The 26,342-nt window shown below is 60.4% G+C and carries 18 protein-coding genes, 2 rRNA genes and 5 pseudogenes; 9 read left to right on the top strand and 16 right to left on the bottom strand.

Annotated features, from left to right (window positions below; translation table 11 throughout):
• Together BFR47_RS15715 and rrf are read left to right on the top strand one after the other, a co-directional pair.
• Positions 1 to 1,724, top strand: a 23S ribosomal RNA gene (locus tag BFR47_RS15715); the annotation flags it as partial.
• 113 nt (positions 1,725 to 1,837) lie between these two features.
• Positions 1,838 to 1,952: ribosomal RNA gene (gene rrf, locus BFR47_RS15710) — 5S ribosomal RNA — on the top strand.
• A gap of 59 nt (positions 1,953 to 2,011) precedes the next feature.
• Here the strand turns inward: rrf and BFR47_RS15705 are convergent.
• Together BFR47_RS15705 and BFR47_RS15700 are read right to left on the bottom strand one after the other, a co-directional pair.
• On the bottom strand, positions 2,012 to 2,899 hold the full coding sequence (locus BFR47_RS15705) for an aldo/keto reductase (protein WP_071473934.1): 888 nt from the start codon (positions 2,897 to 2,899) through the stop codon (positions 2,012 to 2,014).
• A gap of 43 nt (positions 2,900 to 2,942) precedes the next feature.
• The gene (locus BFR47_RS15700) at positions 2,943 to 5,609 is read right to left on the bottom strand and encodes a bifunctional acetate--CoA ligase family protein/GNAT family N-acetyltransferase (RefSeq protein ID WP_083399183.1); all 2,667 of its coding nucleotides are present in this window, start codon (positions 5,607 to 5,609) and stop codon (positions 2,943 to 2,945) included.
• A gap of 126 nt (positions 5,610 to 5,735) precedes the next feature.
• On the opposite strand from BFR47_RS15700, the gene BFR47_RS15695 reads away from it, so the two are divergent.
• Complete coding sequence (locus tag BFR47_RS15695; protein WP_071473933.1) at positions 5,736 to 6,353, top strand: LysE family translocator; 618 nt, start codon at positions 5,736 to 5,738, stop codon at positions 6,351 to 6,353.
• A gap of 119 nt (positions 6,354 to 6,472) precedes the next feature.
• Positions 6,473 to 7,363, top strand: coding sequence for a cysteine synthase CysM (cysM, locus tag BFR47_RS15690; protein ID WP_071473932.1), 891 nt, complete (start codon positions 6,473 to 6,475; stop codon positions 7,361 to 7,363).
• 46 nt (positions 7,364 to 7,409) lie between these two features.
• Here the strand turns inward: cysM and cysA are convergent, their stop codons facing one another.
• The 13 genes and pseudogenes from cysA to BFR47_RS15625 all read right to left on the bottom strand — a co-directional run bounded on the left by cysA (position 7,410) and on the right by BFR47_RS15625 (position 20,464).
• Positions 7,410 to 8,501, bottom strand: coding sequence for a sulfate/thiosulfate ABC transporter ATP-binding protein CysA (cysA, locus tag BFR47_RS15685; RefSeq protein WP_071473931.1), 1,092 nt, complete (start codon positions 8,499 to 8,501; stop codon positions 7,410 to 7,412).
• A 6-nt stretch (positions 8,502 to 8,507) separates the two neighbouring features.
• On the bottom strand, positions 8,508 to 9,347 hold the full coding sequence (gene cysW, locus BFR47_RS15680) for a sulfate/thiosulfate ABC transporter permease CysW (protein ID WP_071473930.1): 840 nt from the start codon (positions 9,345 to 9,347) through the stop codon (positions 8,508 to 8,510).
• A pseudogene (cysT, locus tag BFR47_RS15675) lies at positions 9,347 to 10,185 on the bottom strand (sulfate/thiosulfate ABC transporter permease CysT). Before cysT ends, cysW begins: the two are co-directional and overlap by 1 nt.
• Positions 10,186 to 10,188: 3 nt before the next feature.
• Positions 10,189 to 11,193, bottom strand: coding sequence for a thiosulfate ABC transporter substrate-binding protein CysP (gene cysP, locus BFR47_RS15670; RefSeq protein ID WP_071473929.1), 1,005 nt, complete (start codon positions 11,191 to 11,193; stop codon positions 10,189 to 10,191).
• Between the two features lie 176 nt (positions 11,194 to 11,369).
• Positions 11,370 to 12,683, bottom strand: a complete 1,314-nt coding sequence (locus tag BFR47_RS15665; RefSeq protein ID WP_071473928.1) for an amidohydrolase — start codon at positions 12,681 to 12,683, stop codon at positions 11,370 to 11,372.
• A gap of 149 nt (positions 12,684 to 12,832) precedes the next feature.
• Positions 12,833 to 14,098: pseudogene (locus BFR47_RS19330) on the bottom strand (MFS transporter); the annotation flags it as partial.
• A 182-nt stretch (positions 14,099 to 14,280) separates the two neighbouring features.
• On the bottom strand, positions 14,281 to 15,060 hold the full coding sequence (benD, locus tag BFR47_RS15655) for a benzoate diol dehydrogenase BenD (RefSeq protein ID WP_071473927.1): 780 nt from the start codon (positions 15,058 to 15,060) through the stop codon (positions 14,281 to 14,283).
• Positions 15,057 to 16,085: a benzoate 1,2-dioxygenase electron transfer component BenC gene (gene benC / locus BFR47_RS15650; protein WP_071473926.1), complete on the bottom strand. Its 1,029-nt coding sequence runs from the start codon at positions 16,083 to 16,085 to the stop codon at positions 15,057 to 15,059. The genes benD and benC overlap by 4 nt, the downstream gene beginning before the upstream one ends.
• 21 nt (positions 16,086 to 16,106) lie before the next feature.
• A complete protein-coding gene (gene benB / locus BFR47_RS15645; protein ID WP_071473925.1) occupies positions 16,107 to 16,592 on the bottom strand; it encodes a benzoate 1,2-dioxygenase small subunit in 486 nt (161 codons plus the stop codon).
• Positions 16,589 to 17,965, bottom strand: coding sequence for a Rieske 2Fe-2S domain-containing protein (locus BFR47_RS15640; RefSeq protein WP_071473924.1), 1,377 nt, complete (start codon positions 17,963 to 17,965; stop codon positions 16,589 to 16,591). The genes benB and BFR47_RS15640 overlap by 4 nt, the downstream gene beginning before the upstream one ends.
• Before the next feature lie 120 nt (positions 17,966 to 18,085).
• Positions 18,086 to 18,903: pseudogene (gene catA, locus BFR47_RS15635) on the bottom strand (catechol 1,2-dioxygenase).
• A gap of 173 nt (positions 18,904 to 19,076) precedes the next feature.
• Positions 19,077 to 19,367, bottom strand: a complete 291-nt coding sequence (gene catC / locus BFR47_RS15630) for a muconolactone Delta-isomerase (RefSeq protein WP_071473923.1) — start codon at positions 19,365 to 19,367, stop codon at positions 19,077 to 19,079.
• A 51-nt stretch (positions 19,368 to 19,418) separates the two neighbouring features.
• A pseudogene (locus tag BFR47_RS15625) lies at positions 19,419 to 20,464 on the bottom strand (muconate/chloromuconate family cycloisomerase).
• 179 nt (positions 20,465 to 20,643) lie between these two features.
• On the opposite strand from BFR47_RS15625, the gene BFR47_RS15620 reads away from it, so the two are divergent.
• On the top strand, positions 20,644 to 21,546 hold the full coding sequence (locus tag BFR47_RS15620; protein WP_071473922.1) for a LysR family transcriptional regulator: 903 nt from the start codon (positions 20,644 to 20,646) through the stop codon (positions 21,544 to 21,546).
• Positions 21,547 to 21,597: 51 nt separating this feature from the next.
• Here BFR47_RS15620 and BFR47_RS15615 read toward each other — a convergent pair whose 3' ends face one another.
• Complete coding sequence (locus BFR47_RS15615; protein WP_071473921.1) at positions 21,598 to 22,380, bottom strand: IclR family transcriptional regulator domain-containing protein; 783 nt, start codon at positions 22,378 to 22,380, stop codon at positions 21,598 to 21,600.
• A 277-nt stretch (positions 22,381 to 22,657) separates the two neighbouring features.
• Here BFR47_RS15615 and BFR47_RS15610 point away from each other — a divergent pair, with 277 nt between their 5' ends.
• From BFR47_RS15610 to BFR47_RS15595, 4 genes and pseudogenes are all read left to right on the top strand, one after another.
• Positions 22,658 to 23,479 (top strand): CoA transferase subunit A, encoded by an 822-nt coding sequence (locus BFR47_RS15610; protein WP_071473920.1) that lies wholly within the window; start codon positions 22,658 to 22,660, stop codon positions 23,477 to 23,479.
• Complete coding sequence (locus tag BFR47_RS15605) at positions 23,476 to 24,270, top strand: CoA-transferase subunit beta (RefSeq protein WP_071473919.1); 795 nt, start codon at positions 23,476 to 23,478, stop codon at positions 24,268 to 24,270. Before BFR47_RS15610 ends, BFR47_RS15605 begins: the two co-directional genes overlap by 4 nt.
• Positions 24,267 to 25,471: pseudogene (gene pcaF / locus BFR47_RS15600) on the top strand (3-oxoadipyl-CoA thiolase). The gene BFR47_RS15605 and the pseudogene pcaF overlap by 4 nt, the downstream one beginning before the upstream one ends.
• A 30-nt stretch (positions 25,472 to 25,501) precedes the next feature.
• Positions 25,502 to 26,284 (top strand): alpha/beta fold hydrolase, encoded by a 783-nt coding sequence (locus BFR47_RS15595; protein WP_071473918.1) that lies wholly within the window; start codon positions 25,502 to 25,504, stop codon positions 26,282 to 26,284.
• Positions 26,285 to 26,342 lie beyond the last annotated feature (58 nt).

Here is a 26,342-nt window from a genome sequence, read left to right as displayed (position 1 = left end):
TGAGTGGTAGGGGAGCGTTCTGTAAGTCTGCGAAGGTGTGTTGTGAAGCATGCTGGAGATATCAGAAGTGCGAATGCTGACATGAGTAACGATAATGGGGGTGAAAAACCTCCACGCCGGAAGACCAAGGGTTCCTGTCCAACGTTAATCGGGGCAGGGTGAGTCGACCCCTAAGGCGAGGCGGAAACGCGTAGTCGATGGGAAACGGGTTAATATTCCCGTACTGACGTGTATTGCGATGGGGGGACGGAGAAGGCTAAATGAGCCAGGCGTTGGTTGTCCTGGTGAAAGGATGTAGGCAGTGTGTTTAGGTAAATCCGGACGCACAATGCTGAGACCCGAGACGAAGTCACTACGGTGGCGAAGTCATTGATGCCCTGCTTCCAGGAAAAGCCTCTAAGCTTCAGATGCACGTTAATCGTACCCCAAACCGACACAGGTGGTCGGGTAGAGAATACCAAGGCGCTTGAGAGAACTCGGGTGAAGGAACTAGGCAAAATAGTACCGTAACTTCGGGAGAAGGTACGCTGGAGCGAGTGAAGTCCCTTGCGGATGGAGCTTGGGCCAGTCGCAGTGACCAGGTGGCTGGAACTGTTTATCAAAAACACAGCACTGTGCAAACTCGCAAGAGGACGTATACGGTGTGACACCTGCCCGGTGCCGGAAGGTTAATTGATGGGGTTAGCCGCAAGGTGAAGCTCTTGATCGAAGCCCCGGTAAACGGCGGCCGTAACTATAACGGTCCTAAGGTAGCGAAATTCCTTGTCGGGTAAGTTCCGACCTGCACGAATGGTGTAATCATGGCCACGCTGTCTCCACCCGAGACTCAGTGAAATTGAATTTGCGGTGAAGATGCCGTATACCCGCGGCTAGACGGAAAGACCCCGTGAACCTTTACTATAGCTTGGCACTGAACATTGACCCTACATGTGTAGGATAGGTGGGAGGCTGTGAAGCGGTGACGCCAGTTGCCGTGGAGCCATCCTTGAAATACCACCCTTGTATGTTTGATGTTCTAACGTAGGCCCCTTATCGGGGTTGCGGACAGTGCCTGGTGGGTAGTTTGACTGGGGCGGTCTCCTCCCAAAGAGTAACGGAGGAGCACGAAGGTTGGCTAAGTACGGTCGGACATCGTACGGTTAGTGCAATGGCATAAGCCAGCTTAACTGCGAGACGGACAGGTCGAGCAGGTACGAAAGTAGGTCATAGTGATCCGGTGGTTCTGTATGGAAGGGCCATCGCTCAACGGATAAAAGGTACTCCGGGGATAACAGGCTGATACCGCCCAAGAGTTCATATCGACGGCGGTGTTTGGCACCTCGATGTCGGCTCATCACATCCTGGGGCTGAAGTCGGTCCCAAGGGTATGGCTGTTCGCCATTTAAAGTGGTACGCGAGCTGGGTTCAGAACGTCGTGAGACAGTTCGGTCCCTATCTGCCGTGGGCGTTGGATGATTGAGAGGGGCTGCTCCTAGTACGAGAGGACCGGAGTGGACGAACCTCTGGTGTTCGGGTTGTCACGCCAGTGGCATTGCCCGGTAGCTAAGTTCGGAATCGATAACCGCTGAAAGCATCTAAGCGGGAAGCGAGCCTCGAGATGAGTCATCCCTAGAGCTTCAAGCTCTCTAAAGGGCCGTTTGAGACTAAGACGTAGATAGGCAGGGTGTGTAAGCGCAGTGATGTGTTGAGCTAACCTGTACTAATGACCCGTGCGGCTTAACCATACAACACCCAAGAAGTGTGAGACCTTGCGTAGGCAGGCAACTACAAATGATTATTTCAAACAAAAACAGCTTTCCAGCGTTTGTTAGCCTTAGCTGACAAACACCAGTTTATGCCTGGCGGCGATAGCGTTGTGGTCCCACCTGACCCCATGCCGAACTCAGAAGTGAAACGCACCCGCGCCGATGATAGTGTGGCAGCTGCCATGTGAAAGTAGGTCACTGCCAGGCACCCAATTAAAAAGCCCGATTCGAAAGAGTCGGGCTTTTTTCGTTCTGGTTTTTTCAATCTACATCCCTGCCCGCTGAATGCGATACCACTGCTGTCGGGTCAATGGCAGGTCTTCTGCCTGTGCCGCCTGCTTGATGCGGGCTATCTTGCCCGAGCCGATAATGGGCAGTGGCTGGCTGGGCAGCTTCATTATCCAGGCATATACCACCTGTTCTATGCTGGTGGCATCCACTTCCAGCGCTACCTGCGCCAGTTCGTCCCTTAATGCCTGATGAGCAGACGCCTTGAACAGGGCGCCTCCGCCCAGACAGGACCAGGCCATGGGTCTGATATGCCGTTGCTGACACAGATCCAGGGTGCCATCGATGAGGCCGTGCTGATGCAGCGGCGATATGGCTATCTGATTGGTGACCAGCGGGTATTCCAGCCGCGATTGCAGCAGCTCAAACTGGCGGGGGGTAAAATTGGAGACCCCGAAATGACGCACCTTGCCGCTTTTTTTCAAGTTGTTGAACGCCTTGGCTACTTCATCGGCGTTCATCAGGTAATCGGAGTGATTGAGCAGCAGCAGATCCAGATGATCGGTATTGAAGTGGCGCAGCGAGTGCTCTGCCGAGGCAATGATATGGGCCTTGTCGCTGCTGTCGTGAGCCGCTTGCGGTGCTAAACCAGAGCCACCCGATACCATGCTGCATTGACTGACGATTTGTAGTTTCTCGCGCAAACCGGGCTTGAGGGCGAGTGCCTGGCCAAAGGCCGCTTCGCAGCCATGGTGACCGTAGCTGTCTGCGTGATCGACGGTGGTGATCCCCAGCTCCAGATGCTGCTCGATAAAACCGAGCAGCTCCCGGGGAGACAGCTGCCACTCCAGCAGGCGTTGATATCCCATTACCAGTCTTGAAAACTGTGGTCCTTCTGGACTGACTAAAATGCGTGTAACCGACATGGTGCAACTCCCTGTTATGTATCTGGTTCTGCTCCAACTATAGCTACTGTTCCTCCTCCCGGTTGAAAGACAGCTTGAGCTCGGCGATGCCGTCTTCCAGTTGTACCTTGACCTTGAAACCCAGCTTGCGCGCCAGGGTAATCATGCCCCGGTTCGACGGCATGGTGATGCCGCTCAGGGTATTGAGCCCCCGAATGTGGGCGTAACGGATGATTTTCTCCATCAGTAATCGGCCCAGACCGACGCCCTTGAGATCGGAACGCACCAGCACGGCAAACTCGGCGTCGACGTTATCCGGATCCGACATGGCTCGTACCACACCCAGAATATTGCCGTCCTCTGCCACGGCCACGAAGGCCATTTCCCGGTCGTAATCGATTTGCGTCATGTGGGCCAGCTCTTCGTGACCGATCACCACATCGGCAAAGAAGCGTTTATAGCGGTCTTCATCGGAGACATGGCTGACAAACTCCTTATGAGCGGGCTCATCCTCCGGCAATATCGGTCGGAGCAGTATGCTGCTGCCATCCTTGAGCTGGGCCGGCTCTTCCCACTCCTTGGGATAAGGGCGTATCGCCAGGCGGGCCTGCCCGTCTCCTTCGAAGGGGTGGAGCTGCATGCTGACATCCAGGGCGATCAGCTCCTTGCCGGTGGCCAGTAGCGGATGGATATCGAGCCGGGTGATTTCGGGATGATTGATGATCAGGTGGGACACCTTGGTCAACACCCGGCAGATGGCTTCCATGTCCAGCGATTGCTGCGAACGGTTGGCCCTGACCTTGCCGCTTTTGAGGGCATGGATCACCAGGTAACGGGCCAGGGTCATGTTCAGCGGCAGCAGGGCCACGGCGGCCTGCTCTTCGCCTTCCCAGTCGATGCCACCATCGCCGAGCAGGATCACCGGGCCAAACACCGGATCCGAGCGCATGGCGATATGCAGTTCCTGAGAGCCGGCCCGGCGGGCCATGCGCTGTACCATGAGGCCATGAATGCGGGCTCCGGGATACGTCTGTCGCACCCGGTCCAGAATGGCATCGGCGGCCTGAGCTACCTCCGCGGCCGAGCGCAGGTTGAGCACCACGCCGGATACATCTGATTTATGCACAATGTCCGGAGATCGCAGCTTGACTGCTACCGGATAGCCTATCTGCTCGGCAATATGAGCCGCCTCGGTGGCGTCGGAAGCAATCCAGGTGGGCAGAGTGTGAAGGCCGTAGGCAGCCATCAGTCGGCTGACCTCATGGGTATCGAGCTGACTGATCCCCTGATCCAGGGCTTCCTTGATCAGCAGCTTCACCGTCTCGCTGTCACTGGGCATATCGGAGATGGACTCGGGAATTTCCATCAACTGCTTCTGGTTGCGGCGGTATTCGACCAGATGCATGAAGGCGCTGGCGGCACTTTCCGGGGTGCGGTAGGTGGGAATGCCGGCGTCGGTAAAACAGCGGCGCGCTTCAAACACGCTGGTTTCACCGGACCAGTTGGTCAGAATATTGAAGCGGCGGGCGCGAGGGTGTTCCCCGATGACGTGGATGATCTCTTTGGCCACCCGGGTGCTGGACACGACGGCGGAGGGCGCATGCATGATCAGGATGGCATCGAAGTCCTCGCTGTCGAGCAGCACTTTCAGGCTGTCGGTATAGCGCTCAACCGGTGCATCGCCGACGATATCGATGGGATTGGTATGGGACCAAGACGGCGGCAGCACCTTGTCCAGTGCCGTTTTGGTTGTCTCGCTCAGGCTGGCCAGCTTGCCACCCCGGGCCAACAGGGTGTCGATGGCCATGATGGCCGGTCCGCCGCCGTTGGTGAGGATAACCAGTCGCTCGCCGCGCAGGCTCTGGGCATGGTTGAGGGTTTCCACCGCCGCGAACAAATCGTGGGTGTCTCGTACCCGCAGCATACCGGCCCGGCGGATGGCGGCGTCGTAGGCCGCGTCCATGCCCACGTTACCGCCGGTGTGCAGGTGGCCCAGCTGGGCGCCGATGCGGGTCTTTCCGCTTTTTACCACCAACACCGCCTTGTTGCGGGAGGCGGTTCGCGCCGCCGACATGAAGCCTCGCGCATCCTGCACCGCGTCCATATACAGCAGTATGGCGCTGGTGTGCCGATCCCGGGCCAGATAGTCGAGCAACTGGGCGAAATCGATGTCGCAGGCATCACCCAGAGAAATGAAGTGAGAGAAGCCGATATCGTTGTGGCGAGCCCAGTCCAGAATGGTGGCGCACACCGCTGCCGATTGCGAAACAAAGGCAATTCGACCCGGTTTGGCCGGAAAGGGGGCAAAACTGACATTCAGCCCCAGGTGCGGCATGATCACCCCCATGCTGTTGGGACCAAGCAGGCGCATTTTATGCTCTCGCGCACTGGCTTTCATCTGCTCCCGTTGCTCGGAAGAGGTGCCGGCGGCGAGAATAATGGCGGCTTTGCAGCCCTTTCGGCCCAGCTGGTCGATAATGCCCGGATTCTTGCCGGCTGGCGTGCAGATAATGGCCAGATCCGGTATCCGGGGCAGGCTCTGGATATCGGGATAGGCCATGACCCCGGCCACGGCCTGGTATTTGGGGTTAACGGGCATGATCGGGCCGCTGAAATTACCGGCGAGCAGATTTTTCATCACCAGCTTGCCGGCGCCATCATCCCGATGAGAGGCGCCGATGACGGCGATGCTGGTGGGCCGGAAGAGGGCATCAAGTCCTTGCAGCGGCATACAGACTCCTTTATACAGGGGGCATGACGATATAGACGACATGACAGGACTTGAGAGGTTGTAGCATATTATCAATCCCTTATCCTGTTTTCGTATTCACCGGCGCGAGCCTGCTTGAGGTGCAAAATGGAACTCTGGTTGTTGTTTATTCCCGCCTGCCTGGCCCTGAATCTGACACCGGGACCGGATATCTTCTTTGTGCTGTCGCAAGCGCTGGGCGAGCGTCGTTTTGCCGGCCTCTGGGCCGCACTTGGGCTGGGTGTATCCTACCTGGGCCATACTTTGCTGGCGGTGGCGGGATTGTCGGCCCTGGTGATGCAGTCGGCCACCGCCTTCATGGTGCTCAAGTATCTGGGCGCGGCCTATCTGCTCTATCTGGGCTGGACCAGTCTGCGCAGTGCCTCGACCCTGCATCTGCCCGAGGCGCAACACAGCGACAGCATAGGCCGGATTTTCTATCGGGGGTTGATGGTCGGCCTGCTCAATCCCAAGGTGGCGCTGTTCTTTCTCGCCTTTCTGCCCCAGTTCATCAGCCAGGAGCGGGGCTCGGTGCCGATGCAGTTGCTGCAGCTGGGGCTGGTATTCACCCTGACCGCCACCCTCTGCAACGGCGGCTACGGCCTGCTCGGCCAGCGCCTGAAGCGGGGCTTGCAGGGCCGTGAGCGGGTGTCGGTTTACCTGAACCGGATTTCGGGCGGTCTGATGATGGCACTGGGTGCCCGGCTGGCACTGGTTCAGCAATAATAAGGAGCCGGGATACACAGCCCGGCAAGAACATGGATGCGCCGGCATGGTCCCGGGCCGGTGACATCGGGTAAACTGGCGTCAACGCCCTATCTATGCACATCTTTCAAGGATTAACGATGCAATTCCCGACCATTGAGGATTTTGTCGGCAATACCCCCCTGGTCCGACTGCAGCGCCTGGCCAGCCATACCGGCAGCCAGGTGCTGGTGAAGCTGGAAGGCAACAACCCGGCCGGCTCGGTAAAAGACAGACCGGCCCTGAACATGATCCGTCAGGCCGAGGCCCGTGGTGCCATCAAGCCCGGCGACACCCTGATCGAAGCCACCAGCGGCAACACCGGCATCGCCCTGGCGATGGCGGCGGCGATCAAGGGTTATCGCATGGTGCTGATCATGCCCGACAACGCCACCGAAGAGCGCAAGGCCTCCATGCTGGCCTATGGTGCCGAGCTGATCCTGGTCAGCAAGGAGGCCGGCATGGAAGGCGCGCGGGATCTGGCGGACAAGATGGCGGCCGACGGCAAGGGTGTGATCCTCGATCAGTTCAATAATCCGGATAACCCGGAGGCACACCTGCTGACTACGGGGCCGGAGATCTGGCAGCAGACCCAAGGTCGGGTGACCCACTTCGTGTCCAGCATGGGGACCACCGGTACCATCATGGGGGTGTCGCAATACCTCAAGCAGCAGAATGCGGAGGTTCAGATCGTCGGCCTGCAACCCTGCGAAGGCAGTAACATTCCGGGCATTCGTCGTTGGCCCGCGGCCTATCTGCCGGGCATCTTCGAGAAGAGCCGGGTCGATCAGGTGCTGGATATCAGTGAGGAAGAGGCGGTGGCCACCATGCTGAAACTGGCGAAAGAAGAAGGCATCTTCTGCGGTGTCAGCTCCGGTGGTGCCGTGGCCGGCGCGCTCCGGCTGGCCGAGCAGGTCGACAACGCCATTATCGTCGCCATCATCTGCGACCGGGGCGATCGTTACCTGTCATCCGGGGTGTTCAACGGGTAACTGCAGGGATTAGGGAGCAGGGACTGGGGAGTGCCAGTCCCCGCTTTCAAGCCGTTAATGCCAGGCTGTCGTCGGTGAGCTGCTGATCGCCGACGTAGAGGCGGCCGCCCTGGCTGCCGAGATAAAGGGTTTGTCCACGGCGGGCCTGCTCCAGCTGCTGGCGGGGCAGTTCGGCTTCCAGCAAGGGGCCGGGCCAGTCCTGGGGTTCCAGCTCCAGCCGCAGCAGGGCGCCGCGCGGGTTGACGTCGGTCACCTGCACCGGCAGCGAATGCCGGGCATCGGCCTGAGTGCTCAGGCTGATTTCGTGGGGGCGCAGATACCAGCTGGCCTGGCCCTGACGATGGCTGGCCACCGGCAGCTGCAGTGGATAATGGCCCACCTTGAAGCGGCTGCCATGGATCTCGCCGTCGATCTTGTTCACCTCACCCAGAAACTCCAGCACGAAACGGCTGGCCGGCTGCTGCCAGATGTCGTCCGGGCTGCCTATCTGTTCGACCCGGCCCTGGCTCATCACCACCACCTGATCCGACACATCCAGCGCCTCTTCCTGATCGTGGGTCACGAAGATACTGGTGAAGTGCAGCTCGTCGTGCAGGCGGCGCAGCCAGCGGCGCAGTTCCTTGCGCACCTGGGCATCGAGGGCGCCGAAGGGCTCGTCCAGCAGCAGCACGCGCGGCTCTACCGCCAGCGCCCGGGCCAGGGCAACGCGCTGACGCTGGCCACCGGACAGTTGCGCCGGAAAGCGGTCCGCCAGATGGGACAGCTGGATCATCTCCAGCAGGCTGCCAACCCGTTGCTTGATGTCGTTGGTGGACGGACGCTCCCGCTTCGGCCTGATGCTCAGGCCGAAGGCGATGTTGTCGAACACCGTCATGTGGCGGAACAGGGCATAGTGCTGGAACACGAAGCCGACCTGGCGATCCCGGGCGTGCAGGTCGGTTACCTCGGTACCGTTGAAGTGGATGCGGCCGCCGTTGGCCTGCTCCAGACCGGCGATGATGCGCAGCAGCGTGGTCTTGCCCGAGCCGGAAGGGCCCAGCAGTCCCACCAGCTGGCCGCTGGGCAGGTCGAGGTTGATGTCGTGCAGCACCCGGGTTTTGCCGAAGGACTTGTGAATACCCTCAATCTGAATACTCATGCGGTCTTACTCCTGTGCTTCGGCGCTGTGCAGGCGCCACTCGAGATAGGATTTGAACAATAAGGTAATGACGGCCATCAGGGTGAGCAGGGCGGCGGCGGTAAAGGCGCCGACTGCGTTGTAGTCCTGATGCAGCAGTTCGACGTGCAGCGACAGCGTATTGGTTTCGCCGCGAATACCGCCGGACACCACCGACACGGCGCCGAACTCACCCACAGCCCGGGCGTTGGTCAGGATCACGCCGTACAGCAGCGCCCAGCGAATATTGGGCAAGGTTACCTTGCGAAACAGCTGCCAGCCGCTGGCACCCAGCAGCACGGCCGCTTCTTCCGAGTCGGTGCCCTGGCTGCTCATCAGCGGTACCAGCTCACGCACCATGAAGGGGCAGGTAACGAACACAGTGACCATGACGATACCCGGCCAGGAAAACATCAGTTGCATGTCATGGCCGTCGAGCCAGCCGCCGACCGGGCCGTTCACGCCGTACATCAGCAGATAGAGCAAACCGGCCACCACAGGCGAGACCGCGAAGGGCACATCCATCAGGGTCAGCAGCAGCTGGCGACCCCGAAACTGAAAGCGGGTGACCAGCCAGGCCAGCAGGGTGCCGAACACCAGGTTGATGGGCACGGTCAGGGCCGCCACCAGCAGGGTCAGGCCGATGGCGTGCAGCATGTCCGGCTCGTTCAGGTTCTCCAGCACCCCGCCCACACCGGCGGCGAAGGCCCCGGCGATAATGGCCAGCAATGGCACCACCAGCAACAGCAGGGTCAGCACCACGCCGGTGCCAATCAGCAACCAGCGGCCCCAGGGACGGGATGAATTAAGTGTCAGCGTTTGTTCCATCAGCTGTTTCCTCGCACGCGGCGCATGAAGCGGCTCTGAATGCCGTTGATCAGGAACAACAGCACGAAGGAGGCGAGCAGTACCACGCTGGCGATGGCGCTGGCGGCGGCATAGTCGAACTCCTGCAGTTTGATGAAGATCATCAGCGAGGTAATTTCGGTCTGCCAGGGCATGTTGCCGGCGATGAAGATGACGGCGCCAAATTCCCCCAGGCTGCGGGTAAACGACAGTGCGGTGCCGGTGATCAGTGCCGGCTTCAGCTCGGGCAGCACCACCCGGCTGAAGGCCTGCCAGGGGCTGGCGCCGAGGGTGGCGGCCGCTTCTTCATATTCCGGACCCAGATCTTCCAGCACCGGCTGAACGGTGCGCACCACGAAGGGCACGCTGGTAAACACCATGGCCACCACTATGCCCATCCAGGTGTAAGACACCTTGATGCCCAGCTCGGCCAGCCAGGCGCCGTACCAGCCGTTGGTGGCGAACAGCGAGGCCAGGGTCAGGCCGGCCACCGCCGTGGGCAGGGCGAAGGGCAGGTCCATCAGGCCGTCGAGCAGGGCCGGCCGGGAAAGCGATAGCGGGTCAGGATCCAGGCCATCAACAGCCCGAACAGCATGTTGAACAGGCTGGCCACCGCGGCGGCGCTGAGGGTGACCTTGTAGGTGGCCACTACCCGCGGGTCGCTGATGACCTGCCAGTACTGCTCCCAGCCCATCTGACTGGTGTTGATCACCAGGCCGGTGAGCGGCAGCAGTATGATCAGGCTGACAAACAGCAGGCTGGTGCCCAGGCTGAGGGTAAAGCCCGGCAGTACCCGTTTGGTCCCTAACAGCGCCGCCATGGTTTAGCGTCCCTGTGCCTGCAGTTGATCCAGGCTGCCGCCGTTGGCGAAGTGGGTGGCCATGGCCTCTTCCCAGCTGCCGAAGATGTCTTCGACCTTGAACAGCGAGGTGGCGGGGAAACGATCGGCCACTTCGGCGGCCACGGCTTCGTCATGCACCCGGTAGTAGTAGTTGGCCAGAATGCGCTGGGCTTCCGGGGTATACAGGAATTCCAGATAGGCCTTGGCTTGCTCGGCTGTACCGTTACGCTCCACGTTGCGGTCAATCCAGGTCACCGGGAACTCGGCCAGCACGTCTACCGGCGGTACCACCACCTGATAGCCGGCCTCCGGGTTCAGGGCGCGGATGTTGTTTACCTCAGACTCGAAGGTGATCAGTACATCGCCGATGCTCCGCTCCACGAAGGTGGTGGTGGCGCCACGGCCGCCGGTGTCGAACACCGCTACCTGCTTGATCAGCCTGGCCATGTGCTCGCGGATCTTGTCCTGGTCACCATCAAACTGCTGGTGTGCGGCACCCCAGGCGGCCAGATAGGTGTAACGGCCGTTGCCGGAGGTCTTGGGGTTGGGGAACACCAGCTGCACATCGTCCCGGGTCAGGTCGTTCCAGTCCTTGATGTTCTTGGGGTTACCTTCACGCACCAGAAACGCCATGGTGGAGAAATAAGGCGAGCTGTCGTTGGGCAGGCGGGCCTTCCAGTCGGCGGGGATCAGCTTGCCTTTCTGGTGCAGCACGTCCACGTCGGTCACCTGGTTGTAGGTCACCACATCGGCACGCAGACCCTGAAGAATGGCCTGAGCCTGACGGGAAGAGCCGGCGTGAGACTGTTTGATTTCCAGGGTTTCACCGGTTTCCTTTTCCCAGTGCTCGATAAAGACCGGGTTGATCTCGGCAAACAGTTCGCGGGCGATGTCGTAGCTGCTGTTGAGCAGTTCCTTGGCCTGAAGCGGCAGGGCGGCGCTCAGGCCGGCGGCAAACAGCACGGAAGCCAGAAGGGATTTACGCATGATTAACTCCAGAACAGGAAGGGATTCGATTCTGACCACGAGTCTAATATGCAACTGGAGTATTTAAACTAAATTTAATAGTCGTTTAAGTAATATGAAAGCAAGAGTGGATCTATCGCGGCGGGCCACAAAAAGGGCCTGCATTTGCAGGCCTTGAGGCTGTTTGGCGAGATCTTTCAGCGAGATGCTTGTTGCTGCAGGTAGTCCAGGGTCAGGGCCGTCATCGCTGTTACGCCAATGGGCAAAGCGCGTTCGTCCGCATAGAATTTGGGCGAGTGGTTCGGGTAAACCAGCTCCGGATTGTCAGGCGCCGCGCCCAGGAAGAAGTACATGCTGGGCACCTGCTGGGCGAAGAAGGCGAAATCCTCGGAGGCGGTCAGCAGCCTGGCCTGCTGCAACTTGTCGCCGGCCACCCGGCGCAGGGTCGGCATCATGGCCTCGGTCAGTTGGGTATCGTTGACCGTGACCGGGTAGCCGGGGCTGATGGTCACCTCCGCCCGGGCGCCGGTGCTTTCGGCGATGTGTGCCGCCGTCTGCGTCATGCGTTGGTGGATCTGCGTCCGGCTTTCTTCCGAAAAGGTGCGAATGGTGCCCTGCATTTCCACTTCCTCGGGGATGATATTGCTGCGTACCCCGCCGTGAATGGCCCCCAGGGAGATGACCGATGGCGAGCGGGTCGCGTCCAGCTGGCGCGAGACGATGGTCTGCAGCCCCAGCACTATCTGGCTGGATACCACTATCGGGTCCACCCCGGCCCAGGGCATGCCGCCGTGGGTCTGCTTGCCATGCACCTTGATGGAGAAGCTGTCGGAAGACGCCATGGTGCTTTCGGTACGCACGGCGATGGTGCCGACCGGGGCGGGCATCACATGCAGGCCAAACATGGCGTCCGGACGGATATCTGCAAACAGGCCCTCCTTCAGCATCAGCTCTGCACCGCCTTCTTCGCCTTCGGGCGCCCCTTCCTCGGCCGGCTGGAATACGAACAGTACCGTGCCGGTCAGCTGCTCTTTCTGGGCGGCCAGCACCTGGGCAACGCCCATCAAAATGGCGACATGGTTATCGTGACCGCAGGCATGGGCCACACCCACTTCCTCGCCGTTATAGGTGGTGCGCACCTTGGAAGCAAAGGGCAGATCCACTTCTTCCGTGACCGGCAGGGCATCCATGTCGGCCCGCAGCGCCACCACCGGGCCGGGTTGGGCTCCCCTGAGAATGCCGACCACCCCGGTGTAGGCGATGCCGGTGCGCACCTCCAGGCCCAGCGATGTCAGGTGATCCGCTACCAGCCCGGCGGTGCGGTGTTCGCGGTTGCCGAGCTCGGGGTGCTGGTGGATGTCCCGCCGCCAGTCGACGACCCGGGGCATGACGGTGTCAATCTGCTGTTGTATCGCGTCGGTCAGGGGCGCGTCGGCCGCCTGCAGGGGGCTGCTCATCATCAGGCCGGCCAGGGCCGAGGCGAGCAGGGTACGGGCTGTGCGTGGAGTCATGGCATCTTTCCTTGTCTACCGGATTGAACTGGTTATCTGAGTATGAATCAGTCTGGATGGGAGGTATCCCCCAGCCCGGATCTGCGGACAGCTCCAGGTGGGGGAAATGCCATGGCCCCGTGCCGGGGCCATGACAAAACCAAAAGCGATCAGCCGTTGGTGGCCACGCGTGTTTCCGCGTTTGGCCGGCTGGCGCCGACACGCCGGCCCACCAGGGCGATGGCCAGGGTGGCGATGGCACCGGGCACGGCCAGCGCCAGAAAGTTCATCTGGTGCGGCAGGGCCATGGCCAGCAGGGTGCCTCCCAACATGGGACCGACAATGGCGCCGTTACGGCCGATACCCGAAGCCCAGCCGAGGGCGGTAGAACGGATGTTGGCCGGATAATACTGGGCCACATAGGCGTACAGCAGTATCTGGGAGCCGATGGTGGTGGCGCCGGCCACGGCCATCAGGCTATAGAGAAGCCACATGGGATGCGGGTAGCCGAGCAGTACCAGCGAGGCGGAAGCCAGCAGGAAGAAGCTGACCAGCACGGATCGCAACGAGAATCGATCGGCGAGCCAGCCGCCGCCCACGGCACCGACGATGGCGCCGATGTTGAGCACCATCAGGAACATCAGGCTGGAGCCCAGCTCGTAACCGGCGGCGGACATCAGTTTCGGCAGCCAGGAGCCCAGCGCATACACCATCAGCAGGCAGCAGAAGAAAGCCGTCCAGAACATCAGGGTACTGAGCTTGCGACCACCGCGGAACAGCTCCAGTACCGGTGCTTTCTGTACGTTGGCTGGGGGGACGACCAGTTTGTCCTCACGAGTGATCTGTTGAGCGGGAGCGACGCTTTGCAGCAGTTCGCGGGCTTCTTCCTGACGATTCTGCGCCATGAGAAAAGCCACGGATTCAGGCAGAAACTTGATCATCAGCGGCAGCAGCAGCATGGGAATAATGGCCAGATAGAACATGATTTCCCAACCGTAGTTGGGCACTATCCAGATCCCCAGTCCGGCGGACATCATGCCGCCCACGGCGTAGCCGCTGAACATCAGCGCCACCAGGGTGCTGCGGCTTCTCTTCGGCGAGTATTCGCTCATTAGCGACACCACATTGGGCATGACGCCACCGATTCCCAGGCCGGCGATAAAGCGCAGCAGGCCGAATTGCCAAGCGTGCTGGCCAGGCCGTTTATTACTGTGGTGCCGCTGAACAGCACCACGCATATCAGTATGGTTTTCTTGCGGCCTAAAGTATCCGACAGCATGCCGAAGCCCATGGCGCCGAACATCATGCCGAACAGGGCACTGCTGCCCAGCAGGCCGGCCACGTAGGGGTTGAGGTTCCATTGATCCATCAGCAGCGGCAGCACCACGCCGTAGATCACCAGATCGTAACCGTCGAAAATAATAATGAGGGAGCACCAGAACAGTACCTTCCAGTGAAAGGGGGTAAAGGTGGCGTTGTCTATGGTTGCGTTGACATCGATATTTCTCATTGGGGTATTACTCCGAGATTGTCCTTAAAGTCTGGAGTGAGAGGGCACGAATCCCTCCCGTACATACAAAAAAGGCGGCCCTTCCATTAGGCTGCCTTCTTTTTTACATCAGCCCAGATCCCCACCTGCGACGGGGAGTATGGTGCCGGTGATATAGCTGGCATCGTCGGAGGCGAGGAACAGGATGGCACCTGCCTGCTCGTCCAGAGTGCCGTAGCGATGCATGAAGCTGGTGGCCCTGGTCTGGTCGACCAGGGTCTGGTACCACTGCTGTTCACGCTCACTTTGTGCTTCGGTATTGCGCGGGGTCAGCCGAGGTGGCGCTTCGGTGCCGCCGGGGGCGGTGGCGTTGACCCGAATACCCAGCTCGGCGTACTCGAATGCCAGGGCCACGGTCAGGGCGTTCACCCCACCCTTGGCCGCGGCGTAGGGCACCCGCATCAGGCCACGGGTGGCGACGGAAGACACATTGACGATCACGCCACCTTCACGTTTCAGCAGGTGGGGCAACACGGCCCGGCAGCACCAGAGGGTGGGAAACAGCGACCGCTGCACCTCTTTCTCGATCTGTTCCGGGCTGTAATGCTCGTAGGGTTGGGCCCAGATGGTGCCACCCACATTGTTCACCAGTATGTCGATACCACCAAAGTGCTCGGCGGCTTTGGTCATCACGCTGTCGGCGCCGTCCCAGGTCTCCAGATTGGCCTGCACGGCGATGGCTTCTACGCCCTGCTGGTTCAGCTCGGCCACCAATTCGAATATATGGTCGGCCAGATCCACCAGCACCAGCCGGGCACCTTCTTCCGCCGCCCGTTCGGCCACGCGCCGGCCGATACCCTGGGCGGCACCGGTGATCACCATCACCTTGTCGGTGAAGCGCGGCTTCATGCGACCGCTCCCGTCACCGCAGACACGCTGGGGGTGAACTTCTCGTAATGGAAAGAGTTCGGCTTGATCCCCTGGTCACGGAAGTAGCCCAGCACGGCGTCCACCATGGGGGGCGGTCCACACAGGTAGACATCCACCTCACCGTGATGGATGGGCGCATCTTCCATATGGTTGGTCACGTAGCCTTTAAGCGGGTGCGCGCTGTCGGCGCTGGCCACCACTGTCTTGAAGGTAAAGTTCTCTACCTCGGCGGCAAACTGCTCCAGCTCCTTGACACACACCAGATCGTCATCGTTGGTGACACCGTAGATCAGATGCGTCGGCTGCCCGGTGCCATTGGTTTTGAGGTATTCCAGCTTGGCCAGGAAAGGCGCCAGGCCGGTGCCGCCGGCCAGCATCAATACCGGACGTTCCACCGGGCGCAGGTAGAAGCTGCCCATGGGGCCGGTGAGTGTCAGCCGCTCTCCGGCCTTGCACTGGCCGACCAGATAACTGCTCATCAGGCCGCCGGGCACGTTACGGATCAGGAAGCTCAGTTCACGGCTGCCCGGCTTGGAGCTGAAGGAATAGGCGCGAGTCTCTTCGGTGCCCGGTACCTGAATATTCACATACTGGCCCGGCAGGAAGGCAATCTCGTCGTCTGCGGTGACTTTCAGTTCGATGGCGGTGGGAGAAATCAGGTTCACCTCGAGCACGGTACCCTGAACCCTGGCGATGCCGGTCTTGCACATGGTGGAAGCGACGGGAATTTCTACCACACAGTCGCTGGCGGGTACCATCTGGCAGGTCAAAATCATGCCCTGCTCGGCTTCATCGTCGGTGAGTGCTTCGTCGATGTACTCGTCACCCAGGTCGAACTTGCCCTGGTGGCAGCTGCCCTTGCAGGTGCCGCATACGCCGTCGGAGCAGTCCATCGGCAGATTGATCTGATTGCGGTAGGCCGCATCCAGTACGGTTTCCCCTTCATTACAGCTGATGAAGCGGGTAACGCCGTCTTCAAAGTTGAGCGCGATGTTGTAACTCATGTTGGTTTCTCCCCCCACCCATTACAGGTGATAGATATCAATCACCTGATTGATGTAATCGTTGTTCAGAACTACCTTCTTCTCGGTGATCAGGGGCTGTTTGCCGCCGATGTCCAGGGTATAGAAGGAGGTACCAAAAAAGGTCTCGGTCTTGTGGTAGCGATGGCTGTTGGTCTGCCAGTTGAAGCGCAGTTTCACCTCGTTGCCTTCCCGGGACAGGATCTCCAGGTTGCTGGTCAGGTGAGTGGTACGCGGCTCCGGCATGGAGCTGGCACCGGAGCGTTCGGTCTTGATCCGGTACACCCTGTCTTCCAGGCCATCACGGTTCGGATAGTAGATCAGAGAAATCTCGGTCTGGGGGTTCACGGTCAGCTGATCTTCGTCGTCCCAGGCCGGCATCCAGTAGACGACGTTCTCGCTGTAGCACTCGAGCCACTCGTCCCATTGGCGGTCGTCCAGCAGACGGGCTTCGCGGTATATAAACGCCTGAATCTGTTCAAAATTCATTTGGAGTCCTCCATGGAAGTGACGGAAATGAGCTGGGCTCGTTCGGTTTCAACCGCCTGCAGCATCTCTTTTACCCAGTGCTGATGATGGGTCACGTACAGGCCTTCATCTTCCGGCTTGACGCCGCTGAGCACGGGCTTGAGGCCGATGGCTTCGGCGCCGGCATCCGGGCCTTCAATCCAGTGGGCGGCGCCCCGGCTCATGTCGTTCCACTTCAGGCCACTGGCCTCGTAACCCTGCTGGCAGGCGCGGAATTCTTCCAGATCGTCCGGAGTACCCATGCCGCTGACGTTGAAGAAGTCTTCGTACTGGCGCAAACGCCTGGCGCGATCGGCGGCCGGCTCGTTTTTCGGTGCCCAGCAGTAGATGGTGATCTCGGTCTTGTTGACGGAAATGGGGCGCAGCACCCGGATCTGGGTGGAGAATTGATCCATCAGGTAGACGTTGGGGTACAGGCACAGGTTCTTGGTGGTGTTGACGATGGCGTCGGTCCGGGCCTCGCCCACTTTTTCCTGTAACCGTTCAAGCTGGCTGTAAACCGGACGCACCTGCGGATTGGTCAGCCGGGTCCACAGCATCATGTGGCCATGGTCGAAGGCATAGAAGCCGCCCTCGTTGGACCAGCTCTTGGCGTCCACGGCCTCGGTGCCGCCCTTGTCGTAGTTGCGCTGGCCCATGGTGGACAGGTAGTTCCAGTGCACAGTGCCGACGTGGTAGCCATCGGCGCCGTTCTCGGCGGTCAGCTTCCAGTTGCCTTCGTAAGTGTAAGTAGAGGTACCGCGCAGAATTTCGAGACCGTCCTCAGCCTGATCGACCATGTTGTCGATGATTTTGGTGGTTTCACCCAGATACTCGGTCAGCGGCAGCACGTCCGCATTCAGACTGCCGAACAGGAAGCCACGGTAAGACTCGAACTTCGGCAGGCGCTTCAGATCGTGGGAACCGTCGGTGCTGAAGCTTTCCGGGTAGCCGCCTTTCTTCTGATCGCGGGCTTTCAGCAGCTTGCCATCGTTCTTGAAGGTCCAGCCGTGGAAGGGGCAGGTGAAGGAGGCCTTGTTGCCGCGCTTCTTGCGGCACAGGGTGGCGCCCCGGTGAGAGCAGGTATTGAGCAGCGCCTGCAGCTCGCCTTCCTTGGTGCGGGTAATCACCACCGGCTGGCGACCTACTGTGGTGGTGTAATAATCACCGGGATTTTCCAGCTGGCTTTCGTGGGCCAGGTAAACCCAGTTGCCTTCGAAGATGTGCTTCATCTCCAGGTCAAACAGCTCCTGGTCGGTGAAGATGCCGCGGTCGCAGCGATAGTGGCCGGTTTGCGGATCGGCTTCCACCGCGCCCCGGATTTTCTGTTCGAGTCGGTCGAGTTGGCGAGTCATGTTTCGTCACTCCATGTGAGGTTGCTGGCCTTTTCTGGCCCGTGTGATGCCGGACCACCTGCCAATGGCAGGCGATCTGGTCACAAACAGCGTGGGATTAAGGGTTCTGTGTCAGAAAACTTAGTTTTCCAGGGCGCGCAGGCGCTCGTGGCGCTGCTGGTGCTCGGGATTGTCGGAAGCCACCAGCTGAATGTTGAATTCCACCTTGGTGAACGGCTTGTTCAGGCCGTACTGCTCGGCGGCGGCGCTGTCTTCAATGCGCACGGCGTCGCAGACCAGCTCTTCACGGGTGGCGAAGGCGAAGTCATCGTAGGTATATTCGTCACCGGCCAGGTTGATCTGGGTGGTCAGGTGCTTGTAGCCCGGCTGGGACACGAAGTAGTGAATGTGCGCCGGACGGCGGCCGTGGCGACCCAGCTGGTTTAGCAGTGCCTGGGTGGCGCCGTCGGGCGGGCAGCCGTAGCCTGACGGAATAATGCTCTGGGCGGTGTAGCGGCCTTCGGCGTCGGTCTTGATGCTGCGACGCAGGTTGTACTCGCTCTGGGACTGATCGAAGTAGGAGTAACCCCCCTTGAGGTCGCATGCCAGATTTCCACCATAGTGTTGGGCAGCGGCTTGCCGTCCTGATCGGTCACCACGCCGGTCAGGATCATGGTTTCGCCATCCTGGGTGCCGTCGTCCATGCGGGCGAAGCCCTCGAACACCGGGGCGCCGGCCACATACAGGGGGCCTTCGATGGTGCGCGGCGTGCCACCGGCCAGGCCGGCCAGCTCGTCTTCGGCATCCATGCGGATGTCCAGGTACTTGTCCATGCCCAGACCGGGAGCCAGCAGGGCGGCCTCGCCGTTCTTGCCCAGATCGTTGATGTAGTAAACGGCGCTCCAGAATTCTTCCGGCGTGATATCCAGATCTTCGATGAGCTGGAAGACATCATGCATCACGCGGTGAACTATGGTCTTGACCCGCTCGTTGCCGCTGGCCTGGTTGAGACCGGCTACTTTTTCCAGCAGCTCTTTGACTTCCTGGTTTTCCATGGTTTTGACTGACATTGCCTGGCTCCTTGCATCAATTTGCATTTGTTCTGTTGTTGCGTATCGGGCACTTCAAACGATTAACGATCATCCGCATGGATGGAGGACGGGTGCCGGCACAGGGGCGCGACGCTGATGTCCATGTAGGGGAACAGCGGCAGGCCGCTTATCAGCTCCTGCAGCTCGGCATTGTCGGCCACATCGAAGATGCTGACGTTGGCGTAGCTGCCGGCAACCCGCCACAGGTGGCGCCACTTGCCCTGCGATTGCAGTTCCTGGGAGTAGGCTTTTTCCCGCGCCTTGATCTCGGCCGCCACTTCCGCCGGCATGTCATGGGGGATATTCACCTTCATCTCGACTTTGAACAGCATGAGTCTTTCTCCGTTTGGTAAGGGTTGCGAGGGGTGTTTGCCTGCGGCACTTTACTTGCGGCGATAGTGCGTCAGCTTGTCTTCATCTATCTCTATGCCCAGGCCCGGGCCGGTGGGCAGCGCGACGCCGTTGTCGTGAAAGTTCAGGCGCTTTACTACTATGTCGTCCTTCATCAGCAGCGGACCGAACATCTCGGTGCCCCAATGAATCCTGTCGAGTGTGGACCAGGCATGCAGGGCGGCAACCGAGCCGATGGTGCCTTCCAGCAGGGTTCCACCATAGAGGCCGATGCCGGCGGCGCTGGCCACATTGGCGACTTTCAACGCCTGCAGTGGTCCGCCCGCTTGGCAATCTTCAGGGCCACGGCGCCGGCAAAGCCGGCAGAGGCCAGGCTGAACATGTCGCTGGCATCGGCCACGGCTTCGTCGGCCAGGATGGGCAGATGGAATTTTTCGGACAGGCGTACCAGCGCCGCCATATCCTTCATCGGGGTGGGTTGCTCGACCAGATCGATGCCGGCGGCCTGCAGCTCGGCCATGCCTCTGGCGGCGGTGGCTTCATCCCAGGCCTGGTTGACATCGACCCGCACGCTGGCGCTGTCACCCACGGCGGCCTTGATGGCCGCCACATGGCGCACATCGTCCATCAGCGCGCGGGAGCCGATCTTCAGTTTGAAATCACAATGACGTTTGGCGGCGATCAGGCTCTGGGCCTCGTCGATGTCTTTGGCGGTATCGCCGCTGGCCAGGGTCCAGAGTACCGGAATGTGCTGATGCACGGCGCCACCCAGCAGGTCGGACAGGGGGCGATTCAGGCGCTTGCCCTGCAGATCCAGCAGGGCGGTCTCGATGGCGGACTTGGCCAGGTTGTTGCCACGGGTGCTGCTGTTCAGCCTTACCCTCAGGGTATTGATGTTGTCTGCCGGTTGGCCTAACAGCTGGGGGGCGAAGTAGGTGTCTATGGTCAGCTTGACGCTTTCCGGGCTTTCCGGGCCGTAGGCCAGGCCACCGATGGTGGTGGCTTCGCCCAACCCCTCAAGGCCGTCGGTGTCTTTCATCCGCACGATCACCATGGTCTGTACGCCCATGGTGGTCATGGACAGCTTGTGTGGACGTATGGTCGGAATATCGACCAGAATAGCGTCAATGGACTGGATGGTTGCTGACATGTAACCTCTTGCTCTCGGCTGGTAACCCTTGGTTACAATCAAGTTACATTCTGAGGCTGGAGCTAACCAATATTGATTAAGTTACTACCGATACCCTGGAGGTATGGATGGAGTTAAGACACCTGCGGTACTTCATCGCGGTGGCGGAAGAGCTGAACCTGACTCGGGCGGCCGAGAAGCTGTTTATCGCCCAGCCACCCCTGACCCGGCAGATCAGGCAACTGGAGGAAGAGCTGGAGGTGCAGCTGTTTATCCGCAAGCCCAGGGGACTGGAGCTGACTCAGGGTGGCCTGTATTTCCTGCAGCAGGCCCGCAATATCATGGACAAGCTCGAGGCCAGTGTGGAGGGTACGCGGCAGATAGCCCAGTTGCGCAAGACGATATTTGCCATCGGCTTCGTGCCGTCGGTGTTCTACGGCCAGCTGCCCCTGATGGTACGACGCCTGCGCCGTAACAAAAACCTGGAAATCGTGCTGCACGAGCTGAAAACCCAGGAGCAGATAGAGGCACTCAGGAGCGGCAAGATCGATATCGGGTTTGGCCGTGTCCATATCGAGGATCCTGATGTGGAGCAGGAGGTGCTGTTCAATGAGCCCCTGATCGCGGCCCTGCCCGCATCTCATCCTCTGACCAGGCAAATGCCCACCATGCAGCAACTGGCGGAGGTGCCCATGGTGGCCTTCCCCGCCGGGGCCGGCCCCAACTTTTCCGACATCGCCCTTGGGTTGTTTCATCGCCGGGGCCTGAAGGTTCAGGTGATCCAGCAGGTGAACGATTTGCAGACGGCGCTGTCGCTGGTGGCGTCGGACATGGGTTTCGCGCTGGTGCCCGAGCAGGTGAAAAAACTGCAGCGGGAGGGGGTGGACTTTGTGCCGGTGGCCGATGACAACCTCACCATACCTGTGATTGCCTCCCGTCGCCGGGGTGAGAATCCCAATGCAGCGATGCGCCTGGTCAATACCATATTGATTGAGCTGGTGGAAAACCGCCTGAGTGGTCGTTATCCCTGATATGCGGGCTGCGGGCCGGAGTCGGCATAAGAGACGAGCAGCCTGCCTGAATTACCCTACCGCCGTGCGAATCAGGCTGGCCTTTTCCTGCAGCAGCGGCAGAAAGCGCTCTCTCAGTGTCTTCATGTCAACCCGGGCCGCATTGGTGCTGATGTTGATGGCGCCCAGCAGAAATCCCTGCTTATCAAACACCGGTACCGCCACCGAGCGCAGCCCCGAGTCCAGCTCCTGATCGACAATGGCGAACCCCTGCACGCGTACCTGCTCTATGGCCTGGCGTAATTGGTCCTGCGTGACGAGGCTGTGCTCGGTGTGGGCCTGCAGCCGGATCTGCGCCAGGCAGGTGTTCAATTCGGCGGCCGAAAGCTGGGCCAGCAGTACCCGTCCCATCGAGGTGTAGGCGGCGGGCAGGCGGGTGCCTACCGATAGCTGTATTGCCATCAGCCGGTGCTCGGCGGCGGAGCGGGCGATATAGACCACCTCGTCTCCGTCGAGGATACCGAGCGAGGTGGACTCGTTGATTTGCCGGGTAATGTCTTCCAGATAGGGCTGGATCATGGTGCCGTAGCGGTTGACCGACAGAAAGGCATGACCCAGTTGCAGCACCTTGGGCGTCAGCTCGAAATGACGATGCTGTTTCTTCAGATAATCCAGCGCATGCAGGGTCAGCAGAAACCGTCTGGCCTTGGCCCGGTTCATGCCGGTTTTGGCAGCCACCTCGCTCAAGGTCATACGCGGGGTGTTCTGATCGAACGCCTGTAATACCTCCAGTCCGCTGGCCAGAGCGGTGACGAAGTCTCGATCGTCCGGGTTGAGTTTGTCGTCCTGATTCATGCCGTGTTTCCTGTCGCGGTCTCGTTGGGTAGAAGTGCCACCCATGGTAGCAAAAGTTCGCACTGCGAACATGCTTCATGCGTTATTTCCCCATGCCTTTAAAACGTACCTCCAGGTAAAAAAATAATCATTTATTTTACAGATGGTTAGGTGTTTTATTCGGCAGGGGGCGATTTTTTGGGTTTGCGAGACCGGGAAAAGAGTGCAAATATGTTCGCAATGCAAACATCTGGTTCGCAATGCGAACTTTTAGGTTCACTCAGGGAGGCAAACACTCATGGCCCAATTCATGAGCTTGCACGACGCAGTTGCTCGTTATGTCCAGGATGGCGCTACCGTCGCCATGGAAGGCTTTACCCACCTGATCCCCTTTGCGGCGGGTCATGAAATCATTCGGCAGGAAAAGCGCAAGTTGACGCTGATCCGCATGACGCCCGATATCCTCTACGACCAGTTGATTGGTGCCGGCTGTGCCGAGCAGCTGATCTTTTCCTGGGGGGGCAACCCGGGGGTCGGCTCCCTGCACCGGCTGCGCGACGCGGTAGAGAAGGGCTATCCCCAGCCGCTCGAGATTTTCGAACACAGCCACGCGGCCATGGCCTGTGCCTATGAAGCGGGCGCCGCCGGCCTGCCGCTGGCGGTATTGCGCGGTTATATCGGCAGCGATCTGCCCAAGGTCAACCCGCAGATTCGCTTTATTGAATGCCCCTTCACCGGTGAACGGCTGGCGGCGGTTCCTTCGGTGCGGCCCGATGTCAGCATCATCCATGCCCAGCGTGCCGACCGGCAGGGCAACGTGCTGGTGTCCGGCATCGTCGGGGTACAGAAAGAAGCCGTGCTGGCGGCCAGGCACAGCATCGTCACTGTCGAGGAAATCGTCGATGACCTGCAGGCCGAGCCGAATGCCTGTGTGATCCCGGGCTGGGCCATCGACGCCATTGCCGAAGTGAAAGGCGGTGCTTCACCGTCTTATGCGTATGGCTATTACCCGCGCAACAACAGTTTCTACAAGGAATGGGATGCGATCGCACGGGATCGCGACAGCTTCAATAACTGGCTGCAAGACAACGTCTATAACCGGGGAGGGCAAGCCCAATGACACTCGCATACAATGCTTCCGAAATGATGACGGTCACCGCCGCCCGCGCGCTGCAGAACGGCATGACCTGTTTTGTCGGCATCGGCCTGCCCAGCGAGGCCGCCAACCTGGCCCGGCTGACCCATGCCCCCGAGGTGGTGCTGATTTATGAATCCGGTACCCTGCAGACAAAACCCGATATATTGCCGTTGTCGATTGGTGACGGTGAACTGTGCGAGTCGGCGCTGACCACGGTGGCGGTGCCCGAGATGTTTCGCTACTGGCTGCAAGGCGGGCATATCGATGTGGGCTTCCTCGGCACCGCGCAAATAGACAAGTTCGCCAACCTCAATACCACCCTGATTGGTGACTATCAGGCACCCAAGGTGCGGCTGCCCGGAGGCGGCGGTGCGCCGGAAATTGCCAGCAATGCCAAAGAGGTGTTCATTACCCTCAAGCATTCGTCGCGGGCCTTTGTCGAGGCGGTGGACTTTATTACCACCCTGGGTTTCGGCCGCGATGGCAAGGGCCGTGACGGCGTACCCAATATCGGCCGTGGGCCGACCAAGGTGATTACCGATCTGTGCGTGCTGCAGCCCGATGCGGACACCAAAGAGCTGGTGGTCACCTCGCTGCATCCCGGCGTGACCAAGGAACTGGTGATCGAGGCCACCGGCTGGCCGGTACGCTTTGCCGAGCCGCTGGCGCAAACCCCCGAACCCAACGCCGAAGAGCTGGAGATACTGCGGGCTCTCAAGGCCAGAACTGCCTCTCATCATGCCAAGCCCGTTTCCCAGGAGGCCGCCCAATGAAGCCCGTCTATCTCTGTCATCCCAGACGTTCGGCCATCGGTCGCTTCGGCGGCACCCTGGCGACGGTGCGGCCCGATGATTTGGCCGCTCAGGTATTCAGGGCGGTACTGGCCCAGGCACCGGATCTGGACCCCGCCGCCATCGACGAAGTCATCATGGGCTGTGGTAACCAGGCCGGTGAAGACAACCGCAACGTGGCGCGTATGTCTGCTCTGCTGGCGGGACTGCCGGTGAGCGTGCCCGGTACCACTATCAACGCTTGTGTGGCTCCGGCATGGATGCAGTAGGTACGGCGGTGCGCGCCATCAAGGCCGGCGAGCTGGATCTGGTACTGGCCGGGGGCGTGGAGTCCATGTCTCGTGCGCCCTATGTGATGGGCAAGGCGGACGCGGGCTTTAGCCGTGGTCAGAAAATAGAAGACACCACCATCGGCTGGCGCTTTGTTAACCGGCAGATGAAGGCGCAATACGGTGTGGACTCGATGCCGGAAACGGCGGAAAACGTTGCCGAACAGTTCGCTATCTCGCGGGAAGATCAGGATGCCTTCGCGGTCCGTTCCCAGCAGAAGGCGGCCGAGGCTCAAAGCGCCGGCCGCTTTGCCGAAGAAATCGTGGCGGTGGAAATTCCTCGTCGCAAGCAGGAGCCGCTGCTGTTCGCCGATGACGAACACCTGCGCCCGGGCACCAGCCTCGAGAAACTGGCCGGGCTACTGACGCCGTTCCGCGAGGGTGGCAGCATTACCGCCGGCAACGCCTCGGGCGTGAACGACGGCGCTGCCGCCATGCTGATCGCCAGTGAAGCTGCTGTGCAGCGTCATGGCCTCAAGCCGATGGCCCGTATTCTGGGCATGGCCACCGCCGGGGTTGAGCCGCGTATCATGGGCATAGGCCCGGTACCGGCGGTACAGAAGCTGCTGGAACGCCACGAGCTGACCATCGATGATATCGATCTGTTCGAGTTCAACGAGGCCTTCGCCGCCCAGGCGCTGGCCTGCATGCGCGAACTGGGCCTGAAAGATGATGATGCTCGGGTCAACCCCAACGGCGGCGCCATCGCCCTGGGCCACCCACTGGGCATGTCTGGTGCTCGTCTGCTGCAAACTGCGGCTCACGAGCTGCACCGGCAGAATAAACGCCTGGCCTTGTGTACCATGTGTGTGGGTGTCGGCCAGGGTATTGCTACCCTGATCGAGCGAGTTTAAGAGCCAGAGCCCTAACTATGCGGAGGCTGAATGTCTTTTCTGGAAATTAACGGTCGCGCCGTTGGCTACCGGCTGCAGGGCGATCCGGCGTTGCCGCTGGTGGTGCTGGCCCATCCGCTGGGCATGAGTCAGGCGGTGTGGGATGACCTGCTGCCTGCCCTGTTGCCCCGTTATCGGGTGTTGACCTGGGACCTGCCCGGCCATGGCAGCAGTGCCGCCTGGAACGGCGAGCGCATTACCCCCGCCGACCTGGCGGCGGAAGTCCTGGCTCTGGCCGAGGTGGCCGGTGCCGGGCGTTTCCACTTTGCCGGCACCTCCATTGGTGGCGTCATCGGTCAGCAATTGCTGATCCAGCACGCCGACCGCCTGCTGTCCGCCACCCTGACCAACACCGGCGCCGTCATCGGCACTCGTGATGCCTGGCAAACCCGTGCCGCCGCAGTGCGGGAGCGAGGCCTGGCCACCATGGCGATAGACATAGTGCCGCGCTGGTTTGGCCCGGCCGCCTGCCTGGCCCAGCCGGCTCTGCTCAAGGGCTGGAACACCATCATGGGCCGGGGTGATGCCAACAGTTACGCCCTGTTGTGCGAAATGCTGGGCGATGCCAACTTCAGCGATCAATTGCAGGATCACGATGTGCCCCTGCTGCTGCTGGGCGGCAGTGACGACGTGGCCACTCCGCCCGAGTCGCTGGAACACCTGGCATGCTGCGCCGATGCCGGCGAGCCGGTGATCCTGGATAAAGTGGGCCATGTGCCCTCGGTGGAAGCGCCGGTGCGGCTTGCCGAGCTGCTGCTGAAACACCTTGGCTGATGACTGAAACCAAAGCCAACAAAAAGGGCCTGCATTTGCAGGCCCTTTTACGTCGGCT

Source organism: Oceanisphaera psychrotolerans, assembly GCF_001870485.1.
Taxonomy (GTDB): domain Bacteria; phylum Pseudomonadota; class Gammaproteobacteria; order Enterobacterales; family Aeromonadaceae; genus Oceanimonas; species Oceanimonas psychrotolerans.
The sequence above is the reverse complement of the archived record's forward strand: the minus strand, read 5'-3'. Positions and strand labels throughout refer to the sequence as shown.